The organism is Lactiplantibacillus daowaiensis, from assembly GCF_005405085.1.
GTDB lineage: Bacteria > Bacillota > Bacilli > Lactobacillales > Lactobacillaceae > Lactiplantibacillus > Lactiplantibacillus daowaiensis.
Map to the genome: position 1 here is coordinate 1 of NZ_BJDJ01000035.1, position 17,671 is coordinate 17,671.

At 45.1% G+C, this 17,671-nt stretch carries 15 protein-coding genes; 13 read left to right on the forward strand and 2 right to left on the reverse strand.

All coding sequences use genetic code 11. The features are described from left to right. The 12 genes from FFM75_RS14200 to FFM75_RS13635 form a co-directional block, all read left to right on the forward strand. Positions 1–198, forward strand: a 198-nt coding sequence (locus FFM75_RS14200; RefSeq protein ID WP_137629703.1) for a hypothetical protein, incomplete at its 5' end; no start/stop codon positions are given. Continuing rightward, a complete protein-coding gene (locus FFM75_RS13585) occupies positions 195–1,166 on the forward strand; it encodes an ABC transporter permease (protein WP_137629704.1) in 972 nt (323 codons plus the stop codon). The genes FFM75_RS14200 and FFM75_RS13585, both read left to right, overlap by 4 nt. A gap of 13 nt (positions 1,167–1,179) precedes the next feature. After that, positions 1,180–2,097: a carbohydrate ABC transporter permease gene (locus tag FFM75_RS13590; RefSeq protein ID WP_137629705.1), complete on the forward strand. Its 918-nt coding sequence runs from the start codon at positions 1,180–1,182 to the stop codon at positions 2,095–2,097. A gap of 69 nt (positions 2,098–2,166) precedes the next feature. Next, a complete protein-coding gene (locus FFM75_RS13595; protein ID WP_137629706.1) occupies positions 2,167–3,639 on the forward strand; it encodes an ABC transporter substrate-binding protein in 1,473 nt (490 codons plus the stop codon). 81 nt (positions 3,640–3,720) lie between these two features. Next, positions 3,721–5,343, forward strand: coding sequence for a glycoside hydrolase family 13 protein (locus FFM75_RS13600; protein WP_137629707.1), 1,623 nt, complete (start codon positions 3,721–3,723; stop codon positions 5,341–5,343). Positions 5,344–5,464: 121 nt separating this feature from the next. Next, on the forward strand, positions 5,465–6,079 hold the full coding sequence (locus FFM75_RS13605) for a YesL family protein (protein WP_137629708.1): 615 nt from the start codon (positions 5,465–5,467) through the stop codon (positions 6,077–6,079). Further along, the gene (locus tag FFM75_RS13610) at positions 6,079–7,797 is read left to right on the forward strand and encodes a sensor histidine kinase (protein ID WP_137629709.1); all 1,719 of its coding nucleotides are present in this window, start codon (positions 6,079–6,081) and stop codon (positions 7,795–7,797) included. Before FFM75_RS13605 ends, FFM75_RS13610 begins: the two co-directional genes overlap by 1 nt. Beyond that, positions 7,790–8,851, forward strand: a complete 1,062-nt coding sequence (locus tag FFM75_RS13615; RefSeq protein ID WP_137629710.1) for a response regulator — start codon at positions 7,790–7,792, stop codon at positions 8,849–8,851. Before FFM75_RS13610 ends, FFM75_RS13615 begins: the two co-directional genes overlap by 8 nt. Next, on the forward strand, positions 8,811–10,061 hold the full coding sequence (locus FFM75_RS13620) for a glycoside hydrolase family 125 protein (RefSeq protein ID WP_137629711.1): 1,251 nt from the start codon (positions 8,811–8,813) through the stop codon (positions 10,059–10,061). The genes FFM75_RS13615 and FFM75_RS13620 overlap by 41 nt, the downstream gene beginning before the upstream one ends. A gap of 4 nt (positions 10,062–10,065) precedes the next feature. Next, a complete protein-coding gene (locus FFM75_RS13625; RefSeq protein WP_137629712.1) occupies positions 10,066–12,759 on the forward strand; it encodes an alpha-mannosidase in 2,694 nt (897 codons plus the stop codon). Between the two features lie 9 nt (positions 12,760–12,768). Next, positions 12,769–13,650: an ROK family protein gene (locus FFM75_RS13630; RefSeq protein ID WP_137629713.1), complete on the forward strand. Its 882-nt coding sequence runs from the start codon at positions 12,769–12,771 to the stop codon at positions 13,648–13,650. A gap of 18 nt (positions 13,651–13,668) precedes the next feature. Further along, positions 13,669–15,060, forward strand: a complete 1,392-nt coding sequence (locus tag FFM75_RS13635; protein WP_171001516.1) for a glycoside hydrolase family 1 protein — start codon at positions 13,669–13,671, stop codon at positions 15,058–15,060. A gap of 69 nt (positions 15,061–15,129) precedes the next feature. On the opposite strand, the gene FFM75_RS13640 is transcribed toward FFM75_RS13635, so the two are convergent. Continuing rightward, entirely contained in the window at positions 15,130–15,813 is a 684-nt protein-coding gene (locus FFM75_RS13640) for a fructose-6-phosphate aldolase (protein ID WP_137629714.1), read from the reverse strand. A 157-nt stretch (positions 15,814–15,970) separates the two neighbouring features. Further along, positions 15,971–16,918 carry a sugar-binding transcriptional regulator gene (locus FFM75_RS13645; protein WP_137629715.1) on the reverse strand — a complete coding sequence of 316 codons (948 nt, stop codon included), beginning with the start codon at positions 16,916–16,918 and terminating at the stop codon, positions 15,971–15,973. A gap of 205 nt (positions 16,919–17,123) precedes the next feature. Here FFM75_RS13645 and FFM75_RS13650 point away from each other — a divergent pair, with 205 nt between their 5' ends. Beyond that, entirely contained in the window at positions 17,124–17,423 is a 300-nt protein-coding gene (locus tag FFM75_RS13650) for a cupin domain-containing protein (protein WP_137629716.1), read from the forward strand. Positions 17,424–17,671 lie beyond the last annotated feature (248 nt).

Genomic DNA, 17,671 nt, shown 5'->3' on the forward strand with positions numbered 1-17,671 from the left:
ATGGGACGAGAAACCAAAATTCGGTTTCTCGTCCCATTTACTTGTACAGAGGCTAGTTATGTCACAGCCTCTTTTTTGATATATCATTTCTTAACAAACCTTAAATTTGTAAACATTTCCCTTAAATTAGTTGATTGTTCGCACTATGGAAAGCGGTTACTATTGTTTTGTAATAATGAAAGGGGCGAGAAAAGATGACACCAGCTGCCGACGAACTACAAGCTTTACCGATTCCAAAAGAGAATTTTTTCCAACGCCTTTGGCATAACCGCGTCTTTTTATTGATGGTTGCGCCAGGGACCTTGTTCTTAATTATTTTCTTCTACATTCCGGTTCTAGCAAACGTTGTCGCATTTCAAAATTTCCAATATTCAGATCAAGGCTTTATCTATAGTGTGTTACACAGTCCATGGGTTGGCTTCCAAAACTTCACCTTCTTCTTTAAATCCGCGGACTTTTGGATCGTGCTACGCAATACGATTGGTTACAACTTGACTTTCTTACTACTGAATTTCTTCTTTGCAATCTTTTTCGGGGTTGTCATGAGTCAAATGCGTAATCAACGGTTACTGAAAGTTTATCAAACGTCGATGTTGTTCCCATACTTCTTATCTTGGGCAATTCTATCTTACTTTGTATACGCTTTCCTAAGTGCCGACAAAGGGATCTTCAATCATATGATTCAAGCCATGGGGGGCACACCGATCGACTTTTACAATACCCCATGGGTCTGGCCAATCATTATCATCTTCTTAGGGGTCTGGAAAGGGATCGGATATAACAGTATCCTTTACTTTGCCACTGCTATGGGGATTGATCCGTCGTATTATGACGCAGCTATGATGGATGGGGCCAATAAGTGGCAACAAATCAAAAATGTGACTTTGCCACATATCTTACCAGTGGCGACGTTAATGTTGATTTTAAATATCGGGGGGATTTTCCGGAGTGACTTTGGGTTGTTCTACTTAATTCCAAAATCTTCGGGTTCCTTGATTAATGTCACGCAAACCTTTGATACCTTTATTTATCGGGCGTTGACCACGACTAATGATATTGGGATGTCGACAGCGGCTGGGTTATTACAATCAGTTGTCGGGGCGGCCTTAATTATCATCTGTAACTGGATCGTTCGTCGTAAACAACCAGAATCCGCATTATTCTAGGGAGGTGCCGTCATTGCGGAAAAAAAAGCATATCTCGGCGGTTGAAATTCGCAAGTTTGGCCCTGGTGCCAACCTCTTTTTCAACATCTTTCTCGGGATTTTCGCATTAAGTTGTATCGTACCATTCTTCTTCATTATCATTTTGTCATTAACGAAAGAATCTGACATTACCGCGTATGGCTACCAATTTTGGCCAAAGCACTTCACGTTTATTAGTTACGAATACTTGGCCAAGATGGGCCATCAAGTGCTCGTTTCATTAGGGGTGACGATCTTCGTAACGGTCGTTGGGACGATCATGAATAGTCTGTTTAGTTCAACGTATGCCTACGCGATTTCACGGAAAGACTTTGCTTATGCCCGGTTCTTTACCATCTTCGCGTTGATTTCAATGCTCTTTGTACCAGGGATGGTACCGACTTACTTGATTGTGACGCAGATGTTAGGGTTGCAAGATAATATTTGGGCGTTGATTTTACCGATGAGTTTCGGGGTCTACAACGTCTTGATCATGCGGACCTTCTTTAAAACGTCGATTCCAGAAGCGATTATTGAATCAGCCCGCATCGATGGCGCGAGTGAAATGAAAATTTTTGGGAGTATCGTGGTGCCGCTTGCCATTCCAGGGATTGCAACGATTAGTTTGTTCACATCGTTAGGGTATTGGAATGACTGGATGAACGCGTTACTGTACATTAATAAAGACAGTGTCACGCCATTACAATACTTGTTAGTTAAGATTCAAAATAATATCCAATTTATGACGCAAAATATGCAAGCCAATGGGGCGATTGCTGGGGCGACAAATGTGCCTAGCGAAGGGATGCGCTTTGCCATCGTTGTCGTTGCCACCTTGCCAATTGCGTTAACGTATCCATTCTTCCAGAAGTACTTTGTTAAAGGGATGACCGTTGGTGGGGTCAAAGGTTAGGCTGACCACCACAACACGATGTTATGCCATGTTGTTGACACATAGCCATTTTCCAAGGGGGAAACAAGCATGAATAAATTTGTTAAGAGTGCCGCTGTGATTGGGTTAGCTGCTTTCAGTACGATGGCGTTAGCCGGTTGTGGCAAAGGTAGTAGCAGCAGTTCTGCCGGTAGTAAAACAACGGTGAACATGTATATGCCAGGGGAAAAGCCGAAGAACTACGATGCCATGATCAAAAAGGCCAATACTGAAATTCATAAGACATACAAGAACATTAATTTGAAGATGAATTTCATTGGTTGGGGCGACTATGCCCAAAAGTATAATGTCATGGTTACTTCTGGGAACAGCTATGATTTAGCTTTCTCGCAAAACTACACGAATAACGCCCTTAAAGGCGCTTACGCTGACATGACGAGTGACTTAAAAGCTGGCGGGGTGGCTAACAAAGCCTATAAACAAGTTGATAGCGCTTACTGGAAAGGCTTGAAGATCGACGGTAAAATCTATGGCTTCCCAGTTAATGCCAATGTTTACTCACAAAACATGTTGACCTTTAACCAAGCACTTTTGAACAAAAATAATATTAGTGTCAGTGGGGTCAATTCATATGCCAGCATGGAACCAGCATTAGCCAAATTCCATAAGGCTAACCCTGGGACGGCGGCCTTTGCGATTGGTCAAGGCTTCAAGCCATCACCAAAACACATGGACTTCCCATTAGGTAACGGGTTGCCATTTGCCATCGATGCAAGTGGTAAGAGTACCAAGGTGGTCAATGTGTATGATACGAGTGAAATGCAAAGTATCTTAAAGACGTTACACAGCTACTACTTGAAAGGGTATATTCCAAAGGATGCCGCAACCTCTAGCACCCAATATAACTTGCAAGACAACACTTGGTTCGTTCGTCAAGAAACGCAAGGCCCTTACGATTATGGCGATACAACGTTAAGCAACAATGCTGGTGGCAAGAAGTTAACATCTAAAGCCATTACTGATCCATATGAATCATCGGCATCATCACAAGTTGCCGTTTGGAACATTTCTAAGACCTCTAAGCATAAAAAAGAAGCCATGCAAGTCTTGAACTTATTGAACACGAACAAGACGTTGTTGAACAACTTGACTTGGGGCTTACAAGGGCAACAATGGAACTTCACCAACGAAGCTAAAGGGAAGATTAAGTTAACCAAGAAGTACAAACCAAACTACTTCCTTGGGGCTTGGATGATGGGGAACAACAAGAACCTCTATACGCAAGATTCCACCACGGCGGCAATGATCAAGAAGCGTGATGACTCAATCAAGAATGCCAAAGAATCAAAAGCATTAGGGTTTAACCCGGATACCAGCAGCTTGAAGACTGAAATGACGAACCTCTCTAATGTCATGAGTAAGTATCTTGATATCTTGAATACTGGGACTGCGGATCCATTGCCAACTATCAAGAAAATGAACAAAGAATTAAAGACGGCTGGTTACGATAAAGTTCAAAAAGAATTACAAAAACAATATAATGCCTTTTTAGCAAAACAATAATCAGCATCAGTCAACTCAAGGTGTGATAACACCTTGAGCTACATAGAAAACCAACTTTTGACCCGAGAAAGGACGATCTGTATGTGCCAGCATTGGTGGCAACGCGCAACGGTTTACCAAATCTATCCCCGGAGTTTTCAAGATAGTAATCAAGACGGTATTGGTGATATTCCTGGTATCATCAGTCGCTTGGACTATCTGGCACAACTCGGCATCGAAGCGATTTGGTTGAGCCCAGTTTATCTAAGCCCGAATGCTGATAATGGCTATGATATTGCAGATTATCAGGCAATCAATCCTGAATATGGCACGATGGCCGATATGGATCGCTTAATCAAAGCAGCTGCTAAACGTCATATTCGCATTGTGATGGACTTAGTGGTCAATCATACGAGCGACGAACATCCCTGGTTTGTCAGTGCGAAAGCCGATCCGCACAGTGAGCAACGTGACTATTATGTGTGGGCGGATCCAGTCGATGATCACGCACCGAATGACTTAACTTCTGGTTTTATTGGCGGTTCGGCTTGGGAAAAAGACGCTGCTAGTGACCAATATTACTTACATTTATTCTCGGCGAAACAAGTCGACTTGAATTGGCAAAATCCACAGTTACGACAAGCGATTTATCAAATGATGAATTTCTGGATTGATAAAGGCATTGCCGGATTTCGGATGGATGTCATTGATATGATCGCCAAAGAACCCTTAAAAAAAGTGCTAGTTAACGGGCCGCACTTACATGACTATTTACATGAAATGCAGCAACAAACCTGGCATGATCCAGAATTCTTAACGGTTGGTGAAGCGTGGAGTGCTGGGTCAAAAGATGCCTTGCAATATAGTGATGAACGCCGACAAGAACTAAGTATGATTTTTCAATTCGGTCATTTGTGGGCGGACCGCAAGCTTGGTGGCGAAAAGTGGGAAACCGTGCCGTTATCCGTCGGTCGACTGAAACAAGCCCTATATGATTGTCAAACAACATTAGCAGCGCATGGTTGGAATAGTTTGTTTTGGAATAATCATGACCTGCCTCGCGCGGTGTCACGATTCGGTCAAGTGGGGGACCAACGTGAGTTAAGCGCCAAAATGCTAGCGATTACGCTCCATGGCTTAAAAGGCACACCGTATGTGTATCAAGGCGAAGAAATCGGGATGACGAATTGTCCGGTCAGTCTGATTGAGCAGGTGAATGATGTGGAAGCACGGACGATTTACCAACAGTTACGCGCCCAAGGTGACGATGCGTTAACGGCCATGGAAAAGATCAATATATTTAATCGTGACAACGCGCGGACACCAATGCAATGGGATACTGGCGAGTATGGTGGCTTTAGTCAACATCGGCCATGGCTGGACACAAATCCTAATTACTTTGAAATCAATGTGGCAACGGCGCTAGCTGAACCGACATCGGTATTTTGGACGTATCAACGGTTGATTGCGTTACGCAAGACTGAAGCCGTCTTACAATGCGGGACGTTCACCGCCTTGGATGCGGTACCGGAGCAAGTGATTGCGTATACCCGGCAGCATGAACAAACCACGTGGTTGATTTGCGCCAACTTTTTAGCCACCGCGGTTACTGTGACGTTACCTGAAAAAAGTGCCCGGTTAATTATTAGCAACTATGACGATTATCCAGCGGGGCTCGGGACGGTTGAACTGCGACCATATGAAGCCTTTATCGTCGCGATATAACGGAGATGGTTCCGCTATCATTATGGGAATATATTTGGTACTATAAAATCGACAGCAATTTGCTATGGCCGGAATTAATGTGGTTAAGCATTAGAAAAATGAGTTAATGGAGGGACAAACGATGATTGGGAAAGCAGCTAACAAAATTTTCACCCGCGTGTTTATTTTCTTTATTATGACGATCTACTTTTGGGTCTATACCTTGGCCGGTTTGGTCGTGCTAGGTTTGGGACCAGCATTTCGGACAGTAACGGAAATGTATATGGACTATGGCTGGGATTATCGGCAGTATCGCTTCAAGGCTGGTTGGCAACGGTTTAAAACCAACTTTTGGCTGATCAATGCCCATACTTGGTTGTTCCTAGGTGCCGGGGCAATTTTATGCTACAACTTGTATCTCAGCACGACGATTAAAACCGTTTGGATTTTATTCGTTCAGTTTATTATCATTGCAGCAATCGTCTTTGATATCACGTTAGCCGTCTTTACCGTGATGTTACGGGCCCATTATGATGTCAGTTTTAAAGATGCGGTTAAGTTAGCAATTGTCCAATTCTTCAGTAATTTTATGCAATTATTGACGTTTATTATCTTATCGATTGGGATGGTCATCGTTTCATTGAAGTGGCCCGGGATGATTCTATTCTTAAGTCCAGGTATTTACATGGTGTTAGCAGATATCTTATCCAAGCGTTGGTACGATAAAATCGACGCCATGTTAACGGCGGCCCTCTGATGCGGCTGAAAACCCACATTAAACAATCGAGCTTTGCCCGGTTGATCAAAGTCTACACAGCCATCATTTCCGTGATGGTTGTTTTGGCAACTAGCATTTTTGTGATGGTCAGTATCCGCACCTATAACACCGAAGTTGAACAAGCGGAGACGACCGCCCAGCAGTTGATCAGCCGCACGATGGCGCAAAATCAACAAGTGACGTCGCAAATTGCGGATCAAATTACGAGTTCCAGTACGAATTTAACGAGTATCGAAAAATATTTTAGTTCATCAATTAGTGCTTACAGCAATTATGCCATTAATAAAAGTATCAAAAGTGGCCAATATTTCTTTTGGCCAACTGAAACGCGCCACTTCTTCTTGCAACATGACCAAGTGGCTCAAATCACATTACGACTGAATAATCGCCGGCGGGTCTTTATGGCGACGGCAACTAGTCCCGGTGGTGCGCTATACGCCAGTAAAGCCATCAAACAAAAATTTGCGTTTCGAGCACCACTGATCAACCAATTGACGCTAGATACGGATGGCGTTTTGAGCGTTACTTTTGATCAAAGTGACGTTAAGCAGCAACTGCGCCAGTTGACAGCGGCGAAGCCGATTCAGGTTTCGGTGCAGTCGGATGCCAATGAAGCCGTCTTTTACTTTGCCGGTAAAGCGGTGCCTGCTAGCCAAAAGCAGGCGTTTAAACGGGCTTTGAGTGCCGATAATTTACAGCGGTTACATGGATATCACTTAAGCACTAAGTTATTGCCATCTGGTTATCGGATGACCACTGCGATTAACCGAGCTGCCTTAAGCACGTTGGTCTTTAGTCGGGCGTTGCCACTGATCTTTTTAGGCCTGATTTTATTATTCGGGTTAAACATGGGGTTATGGTTGACCTTTAGACGTTACCAACACCAACTGGATATGATCGTGGATACGGTCGAGACTGTGTCCAATGGGAATTTCAATGCGCGTGTGCCGGTTGATTTACAGCCGACTGACTTACAAACATTGGCGGATGGCATCAACCATATGTTGATCGAAATCCATCAACATATTTATACGATTTATCAGTTGCAAATCGCCCAGCAAGAGGCCAATCGTAAGGCGTTACAGGCGCAAATTAATCCCCATTTTATGTCGAATACGCTGGAATATATTCGGATGGCGGCCTTAGAAGCCCATCAACCTGAATTGGCGCAAGTGGTGTACAGTTTTGCGGCGCTGCTGCGGAACAATACGGACTTATCACCACGTACGACGATTAAAAAAGAACTCAGTTTCATTGAGAAATATGTCTTCTTATATCAAGTGCGTTTTCCAGATCGGCTGGCCTATCAATTCGAGATTGCGCCCGATGTAGCGGCGGTTGAATTACCAAAGTTTAGTTTACAGCCGTTAGTTGAGAATTACTTTGTGCATGGGGTCGACTTTGCCCGTCAAGACAATGCCTTGAGTGTGAAAGCCTGGCGCGCCGATGGGTTAGTGCACATCACGATTAAAAATAATGGGCGGGGCTTAACACCGACTGAAGTGACGCAGATCAATGAAAAAATGCGCCAACCGTTAGCGGCGGAACAACAAAAGTCGATTGGGTTACAGAATGTGTATTCACGCTTAGCGGATACTTTTGGCGATTCGTTGGTGATGACAATTAGTAGTGCGCATCAGCATGGTGTCATCATGCAATTGACGTTTGATGATCAAAGGGGGGACCAGCATGATTAAGGTCATGTTAGTGGATGATGAATATATGTTATTACGGGGGATTCAGCTGTTGATCGATTGGACAGCCTATGGCTTTGAAATCGTGCAAACCGAACAAAATCCGGTTAAAGCCTTGGCCTATTTGCAGGACCAACCGATCGATGTTTTGATTTCAGACATGAACATGCCGGAAATGGCGGGGCCAGAATTTGTGACCCAAGCCAAACAACTCCAGCCAGAGATGGAACTACTGGTGATTTCAGGCTATGACAATTTTGATTATGTTCATGCTGGGTTACAGCAAAATGCGGTGAATTATTTGCGCAAGCCAATCGATACGGATGAGTTGATTGCGGCGTTAGCGGATGCGAAGCAGCACTTGGCTGACCGGCAACTGATTCAACATAATGCGTCATTGGCCGCTCAAATGCGCGTCCGAACGTTATTGACCACAGATTCGGCGACAACGCAAACGCAGATGTTAGCAGCGTTGAATGTGACTTTTACGGCTGCAACACCACTACGATTGATTGGTATCTTGAACCCATTACCACCACAAGCACTAGTTCGTTATTTAAGTACCCAAACAACAGTGAAAGGTTACTACGGCGAGGGGCAAGATTTCATTATCCTTTTTCAAGGGTCGCGATCGGCATTAAATCAGTTTATCGAACAGGCCCCGCAACAAATTGGGGCCGATCGGCGGCCATTCTTAGTTGGGGCCCCGATTGCCAAGCCAGCTGCCTTGGCAACGGGTTATACCCAACTCAAACGTGAAATCGCTCGCCAGTACTTCTTTGAAACGGCGGCGGGCTTACGGATTATGTTGCCAGAAAATCAGTCCGTGGTTACACCGGATTTACCGGGCTATTCAACGCTTAAACAAGCGATTGGGCGGGTTAAATTACCGACGTTTGAGACGTGGTTGACTGCCCAATTTGATGAATTGAAGCAGCAAAATGCATCGGATACGTTAGCCCGGCAATTTGCCCTGATCGTGTTATTAGTACTGGCGGATCAAGTCACGACTTTCAATGACCGGGAGCGCTATATTGAGCCAAGCGGTCGATCCTAAGATGGGCACCGTTTTTAAGAAGACCTTTTTGAATACGCTTGCAACAACGATTATCGATGATGAAGCCGGTCGAGCGTTCATGCTAACTGGCGATATTCCTGCTATGTGGCAACGTGATTCAACGGCCCAGATTCGGCCGTATCTAATCTTAGCGCAGACCCAACCTGCTATGCGGGACTTGATTACGCGGGTCATCCAGCGCCAATTCTTTAATATGACCCTGGATCCATACGCGAATGCGTTTAACGCGACGGCTAATGGTCATGGGCATCAAAGTGACCAAACGACGATGGGGCCATGGATCTGGGAACGTAAATTTGAGATTGATTCTTTATGTTATCCAGTCCAGTTGGCTTACTTGCTTTATCGCAATACCGGCGAGACGGCGCAATTTGATGCTAACTTTGTCACTGGGGTGAACGCGTTATTAACGACCTTTGAAATGGAACAACACCATGATCAATCCGAGTATCGCTTTATTCGGACCGAGGATCGACCGGAAGATTCCTTAGTCCGGGATGGGCAGGGGACGCCAGTTGCTGAAACGGGCATGATTTGGTCCGGTTTTCGACCAAGTGATGATGCGTGTGAATATGGCTATTTAGTCCCAGCCAATATGTTTGCCGTCGTCATTTTAGATTATTTACAAACAATTTTTAGTACGGTCTTAGATGATCCCACGATCGTCGCACGGGCCAAGGCCTTAGCTACAACGGTGCGGGCGGGTATCGAAGCCCATGGTTACACGACCAATGCCAATGGCGATCAAGTCTACGCTTATGAAGTCGATGGGTTAGGACATGCGAACCTAATGGATGATGGCAATGTGCCAAGCTTGCTCAGTGCGCCATATTTGGGCTACTGTGCGCCGGATGATCCGACTTACTTGCGGACACGGCAAACCCTGCTTAGTCCCGAAAATCCTTACTACTATAGTGGCAAATTAGCGGCGGGCCAAGGGAGCCCACATACCCCAGCGAACTATGTTTGGCCGATTGCGTTAGCGATGGAAGGCTTAACGACCCCTGATTCGGCCGCACAGTTAGCGATTTTGACGACCTTAGTTCAAACTACTGGTGGGACTGACTTAATGCACGAAGGGTTTGATGTAAACGATGACCGGCGCTTTACGCGCGAATGGTTCTCCTGGGCCAATATGATGTATTGCGAATTGTTGTTGACGTATTTAGGCTTTGAAATTGCGAGGTAAGCAGATGACTAAGAAAAAGGTATTTATTATTTCCCACAGCCATTGGGACCGCGAATGGTATTTGCCGTTTGAACAACATCACATGCGGTTAGTCACGTTGATCGATAACTTGTTGGATATTTTTAAAACCGATCCTGACTTTGACAGTTTTCATTTAGATGGTCAGATGATCGCATTAGACGATTATTTGGCCGTGCGACCAGAACGTAAACCTGAATTAGCAGCGGCGATTCAAGCTGGCAAATTACAAATTGGGCCATTCTATATCTTACAAGATGATTTCTTGATCAGTCCGGAAGCCAATGTCCGCAACATGGTGATTGGGCGCGACGAAGCGCGTAAGTACGGGCAAGAAGTACCCCTAGGCTATTTCCCGGATACGTTTGGCAACATGGGACAAACCCCACAAATGATGGCGCTAGCTGACTTACCAACGGCGGCTTTTGGCCGTGGCGTAACCCCGACTGGATTCAACAATCAAACCGGTGGTGCGGATTATCAATCGCAATATTCTGAGATGTGGTGGGAGGGTCCAGATGGCACGAAGATTTTAGGCTTGTTATTTGCCAACTGGTATAGCAATGGTAATGAGATTCCGACCGACCGGCAAGCGGCTAAAGTTTACTGGGATCAAAAGTTAGCTGATGCTGAAAAGTTTGCGGCGACTGATAATTTACTCATGATGAATGGGGTCGATCACCAACCGGTTCAAACGGATGTGACGGCGGCGATTAAAGTTGCTAATGAGTTGTACCCAGATTATGAATTTATTCACGCTAACTTCAAAGATTATTTAGCAGCCTTGCAAACCGACTTGCCGACCGACCTCAGTACGATCCAGGGGGAACTAACGAGTCAAGAAACCGATGGCTGGTATACGTTAGCCAACACGGCTTCAAGTCGGGTGTACTTGAAACAAGCCAATACTAAAAACGAACGCCAATTAGATAGTATTGCGGAACCATTAGCCACTATGGCATATGCGGCTGAAGCTTATCCGCATGACCGATTACGGTATGCTTGGAAATTACTGCTTCAGAACCATCCGCATGATAGTATTTGTGGCTGTTCGGTCGATGAAGTGCATCGTGAAATGTTGACGCGCTTTGCCAAGTCAACTGAAGTTGGTCGCTATGTGGCTCAAGAAGCCCTCAATAAATTAGCCCAACGGATTACCACCAATGATTTTGCGACCGAAGCGAAACCTTTTGTGGTGGTCAATACGACTGGGTATCCAAAATCTGGGTTGACGACTGTGACAATCGAATGGCAACGCATCAACTTTAGTGAACCCGGGACGATTCAATCACAACGGGCGCAATTAATGACCGCGCTGGCCGATTTACCGGCACTACAAGTCGTCGATGCCACTGGGCAAGCCGTGCCATTTAGGCTACTCAAACAAGCCGTTGAATTCCACTATGATTTGCCAAAAGATCGTTTCCGGGTGGCTTATCAAGCGATTGAAATCACGATTGCCATTAATGTGACTGACTTGCCGGCTTTTGGGTGGCAAACCCTGGCGTTAATGCCAGCAACGACGGTGCCAGCGACATTACCAGATGTTGACGCACAAGCAACTTCGTTTAAAAACGAGTGGGTACAAGTTGCCGTTGCGGGCGATGGTAGTTTAACGGTGACGAACCGTGAAACGGGACATCGTTATCAAGGGATGCTCGTCTTTGAAGATACTGGTGATATGGGGAATGAATATATTTATAAACAAACCGCCGATCACCAAGCGATTTTATCCACCGATTATCCCCATCAAGTTCGATTGGTTCAAGCAGATGACCTTGGAGTGGAACTGGAATTGACCAACCAATTGGCCGTGCCAGTTGCGGCGGACGAGACGTTATTACAGGAACAACAAGCCGTGGTTGATATTACGCAGCGGACAGCTAAACGTGCCAGTCAAACCAGTATTTTAACGATCAAGACGACGTTAACGCTGAGTCGCACAAGCCGGCAGTTACAATTTAAGACGCACTTTGATAATCAAATGCGTGATCATCGAGTACGCGTCTTGTTTAAGACGGGCTTGAATGCCACCACGCATCAAAGTGATTCAATCTTTGAAACGGTTACGCGGCCTAATCAACCAGCGGCCACTTGGCAAAATGAAACGAATCCGCAACATCAACAAGCCTTTGTATCAATCAATGACGGTCAAAATGCGGTCACAGTTGGTAATGTGGGGCTGAATGAATACGAAGTGTTACCAGCCGATAACACACTTGCAGTGACGTTGTTACGTTGCGTGGGTGAAATGGGTGATTGGGGTTATTTCCCAACCCCAGAAGCCCAATGTTTAGGCGCGTTTAGTTGTGACTATAGTTTAGAATTACATGACGCCACGACAGCACAAACGGTGGCTGCTTATCAACGCGCGCGCCAATTCCAAGTCCCATTCAGTGTGCAACCAACGGATCGACATGCTGGTGAACTGGCGGTGTCTGGGCAACAGTTGACGTTGAATACCCCTGAGTTTGCAGTGACGAGTTTGAAGCGGGCAAATAATACTGACGGTGTGACGTTACGCGGGTATAATTTAACTAAGCAACCGGTTACATTGTCGGCGCGTTATGGTGATCAAGCGGGTACGGCCGTTAACTTCTATGAAGCGGCGTTGCCACAAGTGACCCCAACGCAACTCGGACCGGTTGAAATCAAGACGCTATTATTTGCGTCAAAATGAGGGGATTATATGCAAGCGTTAGGCATTATTGATATTGGTGGCACGTCGATTAAGTTCGCGACTTGGAATGGGCAAACCATTCAAGACCGACATGCGATTGACACACCAGCAACTAAAGCTGACTTTTTTGAGTTAGTCACGATGGAAGTGACCAAGATGAAGCAGCAGCGCAAGATTACCGGGGTCGCGATTAGTTCGCCCGGTGCCGTGAATAAATTGACAGGTGTCGTTGAAGGTGCGAGTGCGATTCCATATATTCACAACTTTCCAATTCAAGCTGAATTGAGTGAACGCTTTGGATTACCCGTTAGCATGGAAAATGACGCTAACTGTGCCGCTTTAGCTGAATTAGACAGTGGTGCTGGTAAGACGGCCAATAGTCTGATTTTCTTGGTGATTGGTACCGGTGTTGGTGGCGCAGTCATTGTTAACCATCAAATCTGGCATGGCGCCCACTTATTTGGTGGTGAGTTCGGCTTCATGATGGCTGATGAGACACATATTTTAAGTGAACTCGGCACAGCACCGAGTGCAGTCAAACGCTATCTAGCAGCGCACCCGGATGTACCAGCTGTTTCTGGTAAAACGTTGTTTGAGTTGGCCGCTAATGGCGATGTCGCAGCACAACAAGAAGTCCAAGTCCTCTATCATGCGTTAGCCAAGGCAATCTATAACTTACAATATAGCTTTGATCCAGAAAAAATTGTGATTGGCGGTGCGATTTCGAATAATGCCCAGTTGATTCCGGGCATTAATCGCGAAATCGAAGCGATTCGAAAGCAAGTCAAGATTGCCTCAATTAAGCCAGATATTGTGGCTTGTCAGTATCATGATGAAGCGAACTTACGTGGGGCCGTGGTTGATTTTGAACAAACGTATGCCCAAGTCTAACTTTGAGGTGAATAACTCGTGACGATTAACTTTCCTAAAAATTTTGTCTGGGGTGCTGCAACATCGGGTCCCCAAACTGAAGGCAACTTTCATAAACCCCATCAAAATGTGTTTGATTACTGGTTTGCAACGGAACCCAGTGCTTTTGACAGTGGGGTCGGTCCAGACTTGGCGTCGAACTTTTATCATGATTACGAAGCGGACTTAGCGCTGATGGCCCAAGCCGGAATCAAGGGATTGCGGACATCGATTCAGTGGACGCGCTTGATTGATGATTTCGAAACTGGCCGGTTAAATCCTGAGGGCGTGGCTTACTATAATCGGGTGATCGATGCGATGCTGGCCAATGGCATTGAACCATATCTTAACTTGCATCATTTTGACCTGCCAGTTGCCTTGTATCAGCAGTATGGTGGCTGGGAATCGAAGCATGTTGTTGATTTGTTTGTGACGTTTGCCACTCAGTGTTTCAAATTATTTGGTGACCGGGTTAAAAATTGGTACACCTTTAATGAACCGAAAGTGGTCGTTGATGGCCAATATTTATATGGTTGGCACTATCCACAAGTTGTGGATGGGCCAAAAGCAGTCCAAGTGGCATATAACATGAACTTAGCTTCGGCAAAGGCGATTGCGGTATTTCATCAGTACTATCCACAACCAAATCATCAGATTGGCATTATCTTGAATTTAACGCCGGCGTACGCAGCTTCTGATGACCCCGCTGATGTGGCCGCGGCCGAATTTGCGGAACTGTGGTCGAATAACTTGTTCTTAGATCCAGCCGTATTAGGGCATTTTCCAGAAAAATTGGTCACGACTTTAGCAAACGATGGTGTCTTGTGGGATGCAACGGCTGAAGAATTAGCGATTATTGCCGCGAACACGGTCGATTGCTTAGGGGTGAATTATTACCATCCGTTCCGTGTGCAACACCCGGATGTTTCCCCCAAGAGTTTGCAACCATGGCTACCGGATATTTACTTTAAGGAATACGAGATGCCCGGCCGAGTGATGAATGTGGATCGCGGTTGGGAGATCTATCCGGCAGCGTTGACGGATATCGCCAAGAATATTCAAACGAATTATCATAATATCCCGTGGTTCATTTCAGAAAATGGCATGGGGGTCGCTGGTGAAGAACGGTTCTTAGATGCTAACGGTGTCGTCCAAGATGACTATCGCATTGATTTTATGCGTGAGCATTTAACGGCGTTACAAAAAGGCATCGCTGCTGGCTCTAATTGCCAAGGGTACTTTGTTTGGACGGCGATTGATTGTTGGTCTTGGAACCATGCTTATCATAACCGATATGGTTTGATTCGCGATGAGATTCATACGCAGACTAAGACACTGAAGAAGTCGGCGGCTTGGTTCAACCGGTTGAGTGCGACGAATCAATTTGAGTAGGCGATTGTAAAATAAACAAAAATCGGATTCACTGGCATTGCGGTCAGTGAATCCGATTTTTTAGTGGACTTATTTGAGTGATGTGACGTTGGTCCCAACACCGTAGATTGATTCCCAATCAGTGGTGAAGTCTTTGATGGCTGCGCCAATAGCTGGTGCTTTTAAGGCGGTGTCTAAGATGTCAACGCCCATCGTCGCAGCCTGAGCGCCCATTTCAAAGGCCGAGTTCACTTGTTGAACGGTGTGGAAGCTAGCGGCCAAGATCTTAGTTGAACTACCTTCACGGCAAATTTGCGCCGCAAGTTCACCGATAACTTCGTCGGCGTTGATGTTCATATTGACCATCCGGTTGTAGTAAGGTGCCAAGTAATCGGCACCGGCAGTCATGGCTAAGTAACCTTGGAACTTGGTGTAGATGGCGGTCGCCGTTACGTTAACGCCTTCGCTTTTCAGCTGTTTGATCGCGGCCAAACCAGCTTCATTAGTTGGAATTTTAATGAAGACATGGTCATCAACGTTTTCCAAAATCGTATGGGCATCGGTGACCATTTCGTCAGTTGTTTGACCAACGACTTGAATATGGAAACTGGCGTCCATCCCAATAATTTGCCGAATAGCTTTCATATGATTGAAGAAATCGATTTTGCCTTCTTTTTTAACAATCGATGGGTTTGACGTAACCCCACTCAACGGGATAATCCCGGCGTACTTTTTAATATCATCAATGTGCACTGTGTCTAATAAGAATTCCATGTTTTTTCACCCCTGTTGTTTTTTACACTCTTAATATAACTAAAAATGAAAGCGGTGCCTACAATAGTCAAATTGGATTCGAAAACAAGGTCGGTCTGGACCACTAGTGGCGGCTTGCGAACGAAAGTAATTCGCTTTGAACTGCACATATGTGCAACTAATCTAAATCTAAGATTCTTTGTGCGGTTTCAGCATCAGTGATCAAAGTTGTTAAGATCCCCATCTTCAGTAATGCGAGGATTGAAGGGGCTTTTGTTAATGAGCGTGCAATGGCAATCGCGTTAGGCACCTGCTTGATTTGATCTAATGGAATGGCAATCGTGCGATTCAAAAGATCACCACGCAAAATTTTGCCACGCTTATCAAAGAAGGTGCAACAACAATCCCCAATCGCTTGTCGATCTTTTAGGAGGTCGCGGTCATCAGGTGTTAAGAGGTCTCGCCAGCGACTACTCGTGTTGGTTAAAGGACCACCGATGCCTAAGAGGGCAATGTCCAGATTGTCCCAGCAATGTTTGATCTCGTGAAAATATTGCGAGGCCGTAATGCCATCCCGAATATATTGGGATTCTTGAACTGCAGCGGCGTCAACAAACAGACTGTGGCCGCCAAAAGCTCGGGCAGCATCATAAACGATGCCGTTAACGTGATATTGTGAATTCGACGGACTCGGGCCCCCCACTAACGGCACAAATGTGGCATCGGTTTGAATGGGATGGTGCAATTGCCCAATCATCCCGGCTAAAATTGAGCCCCAGGCAAAGCCGACAATATTGTGTGGCTTGATAATTTGTTTGAGATATAACGCGGCTTCATAGGAGAGGCGTTGTTCTTTGGCTTGATGATCAGCATGCGGTTCGTTGGCGATCACCACCGCGTTTTTTAAGTGGTAGCGTTGTTGTAATTGTTCTTCAAGGCTAAATAGATCAGTATTAAAATCATTGATTTTAATGTCGACAATGTTAGCGTCGCGGGCTTGCTTCAACATGCGGCTGATGGTAGTGCGATAAATATTAAGTTCTTTAGCAATCTGCGCCTGAGTATAGTCGCGGACATAATAGAGATAAGCGACTTTGGCGAGTAATCGGCGACGATTATCATTCATCTGAAAGGCCTCCTTGTCCGCTATGATAGCGGTTGATTTCAATTGCTAGTATAACGATTATTAAGCAGACTTGCATTAAGTTTTAAATCGATGATAGTTACGAGTGAAATAAATATCGTTTCATTTGATGCAAAAATAAGCCTTGACTTGAAGTGCCTCTCAACCGGTATACTAAAGCTATCTCAAATTAAGTGAAGGTGACACCATGCAAGTTTATACTGGTCAAACGGATATTAAATTATTTGAAAATCTCATTGAGACCCCCAGCCAAGTTGTCACACATTTGGTATTGGCTGCCGGTGAGGCCACGCCAGCCCATTTTGTCAATTATGATGTGATCGTGGTGCCAATTAAGGGCCAACTCACATTTGCAACGACTGAACAAACTGCTACGATATACCCCGGGAAAATCGTGCAATTACGACCGAATGAAACGCATCAATTAACGGCTCAAGTTGACAGTGAATTAATGGTTATTAAATCGGTACTAAAGCCAGTTGACTAACGCTTGATTTCGTAAAAGTCTGAATACGTTCAGGCTTTTTTATTTTTTCTGAAAGCTATAACTAATTGATTAGCTGAGTGGGGTAATCGGCTTGTTCATTCCATTAAAGTGATACAAGCTGTTAACCATGGAGCGATAGGCTTTTGCACAATTTAAAAATTATAATTTTATATAAAGGCAAATTACAAGTTTAATCCGAACAAGCCCGGAATCTTTCAATGGCAGTCTGTTGATGATGTATTTTTAAT

Coding starts and splice junctions, on each gene's coding strand:
- FFM75_RS13595 (WP_137629706.1), top strand. CDS start 2,167: ATGAATAAATTTGTTAAGAGTGCCGCTGTGATTGGGTTAGCTGCTTTC.
- FFM75_RS13600 (WP_137629707.1), top strand. CDS start 3,721: ATGTGCCAGCATTGGTGGCAACGCGCAACGGTTTACCAAATCTATCCC.
- FFM75_RS13625 (WP_137629712.1), top strand. CDS start 10,066: ATGACTAAGAAAAAGGTATTTATTATTTCCCACAGCCATTGGGACCGC.
- FFM75_RS13610 (WP_137629709.1), top strand. CDS start 6,079: ATGCGGCTGAAAACCCACATTAAACAATCGAGCTTTGCCCGGTTGATC.
- FFM75_RS13630 (WP_137629713.1), top strand. CDS start 12,769: ATGCAAGCGTTAGGCATTATTGATATTGGTGGCACGTCGATTAAGTTC.
- FFM75_RS13605 (WP_137629708.1), top strand. CDS start 5,465: ATGATTGGGAAAGCAGCTAACAAAATTTTCACCCGCGTGTTTATTTTC.
- FFM75_RS13645 (WP_137629715.1), bottom strand. CDS start 16,918: ATGAATGATAATCGTCGCCGATTACTCGCCAAAGTCGCTTATCTCTAT.
- FFM75_RS13615 (WP_137629710.1), top strand. CDS start 7,790: ATGATTAAGGTCATGTTAGTGGATGATGAATATATGTTATTACGGGGG.
- FFM75_RS13620 (WP_137629711.1), top strand. CDS start 8,811: ATGACCGGGAGCGCTATATTGAGCCAAGCGGTCGATCCTAAGATGGGC.
- FFM75_RS13585 (WP_137629704.1), top strand. CDS start 195: ATGACACCAGCTGCCGACGAACTACAAGCTTTACCGATTCCAAAAGAG.
- FFM75_RS13640 (WP_137629714.1), bottom strand. CDS start 15,813: ATGGAATTCTTATTAGACACAGTGCACATTGATGATATTAAAAAGTAC.
- FFM75_RS13650 (WP_137629716.1), top strand. CDS start 17,124: ATGCAAGTTTATACTGGTCAAACGGATATTAAATTATTTGAAAATCTC.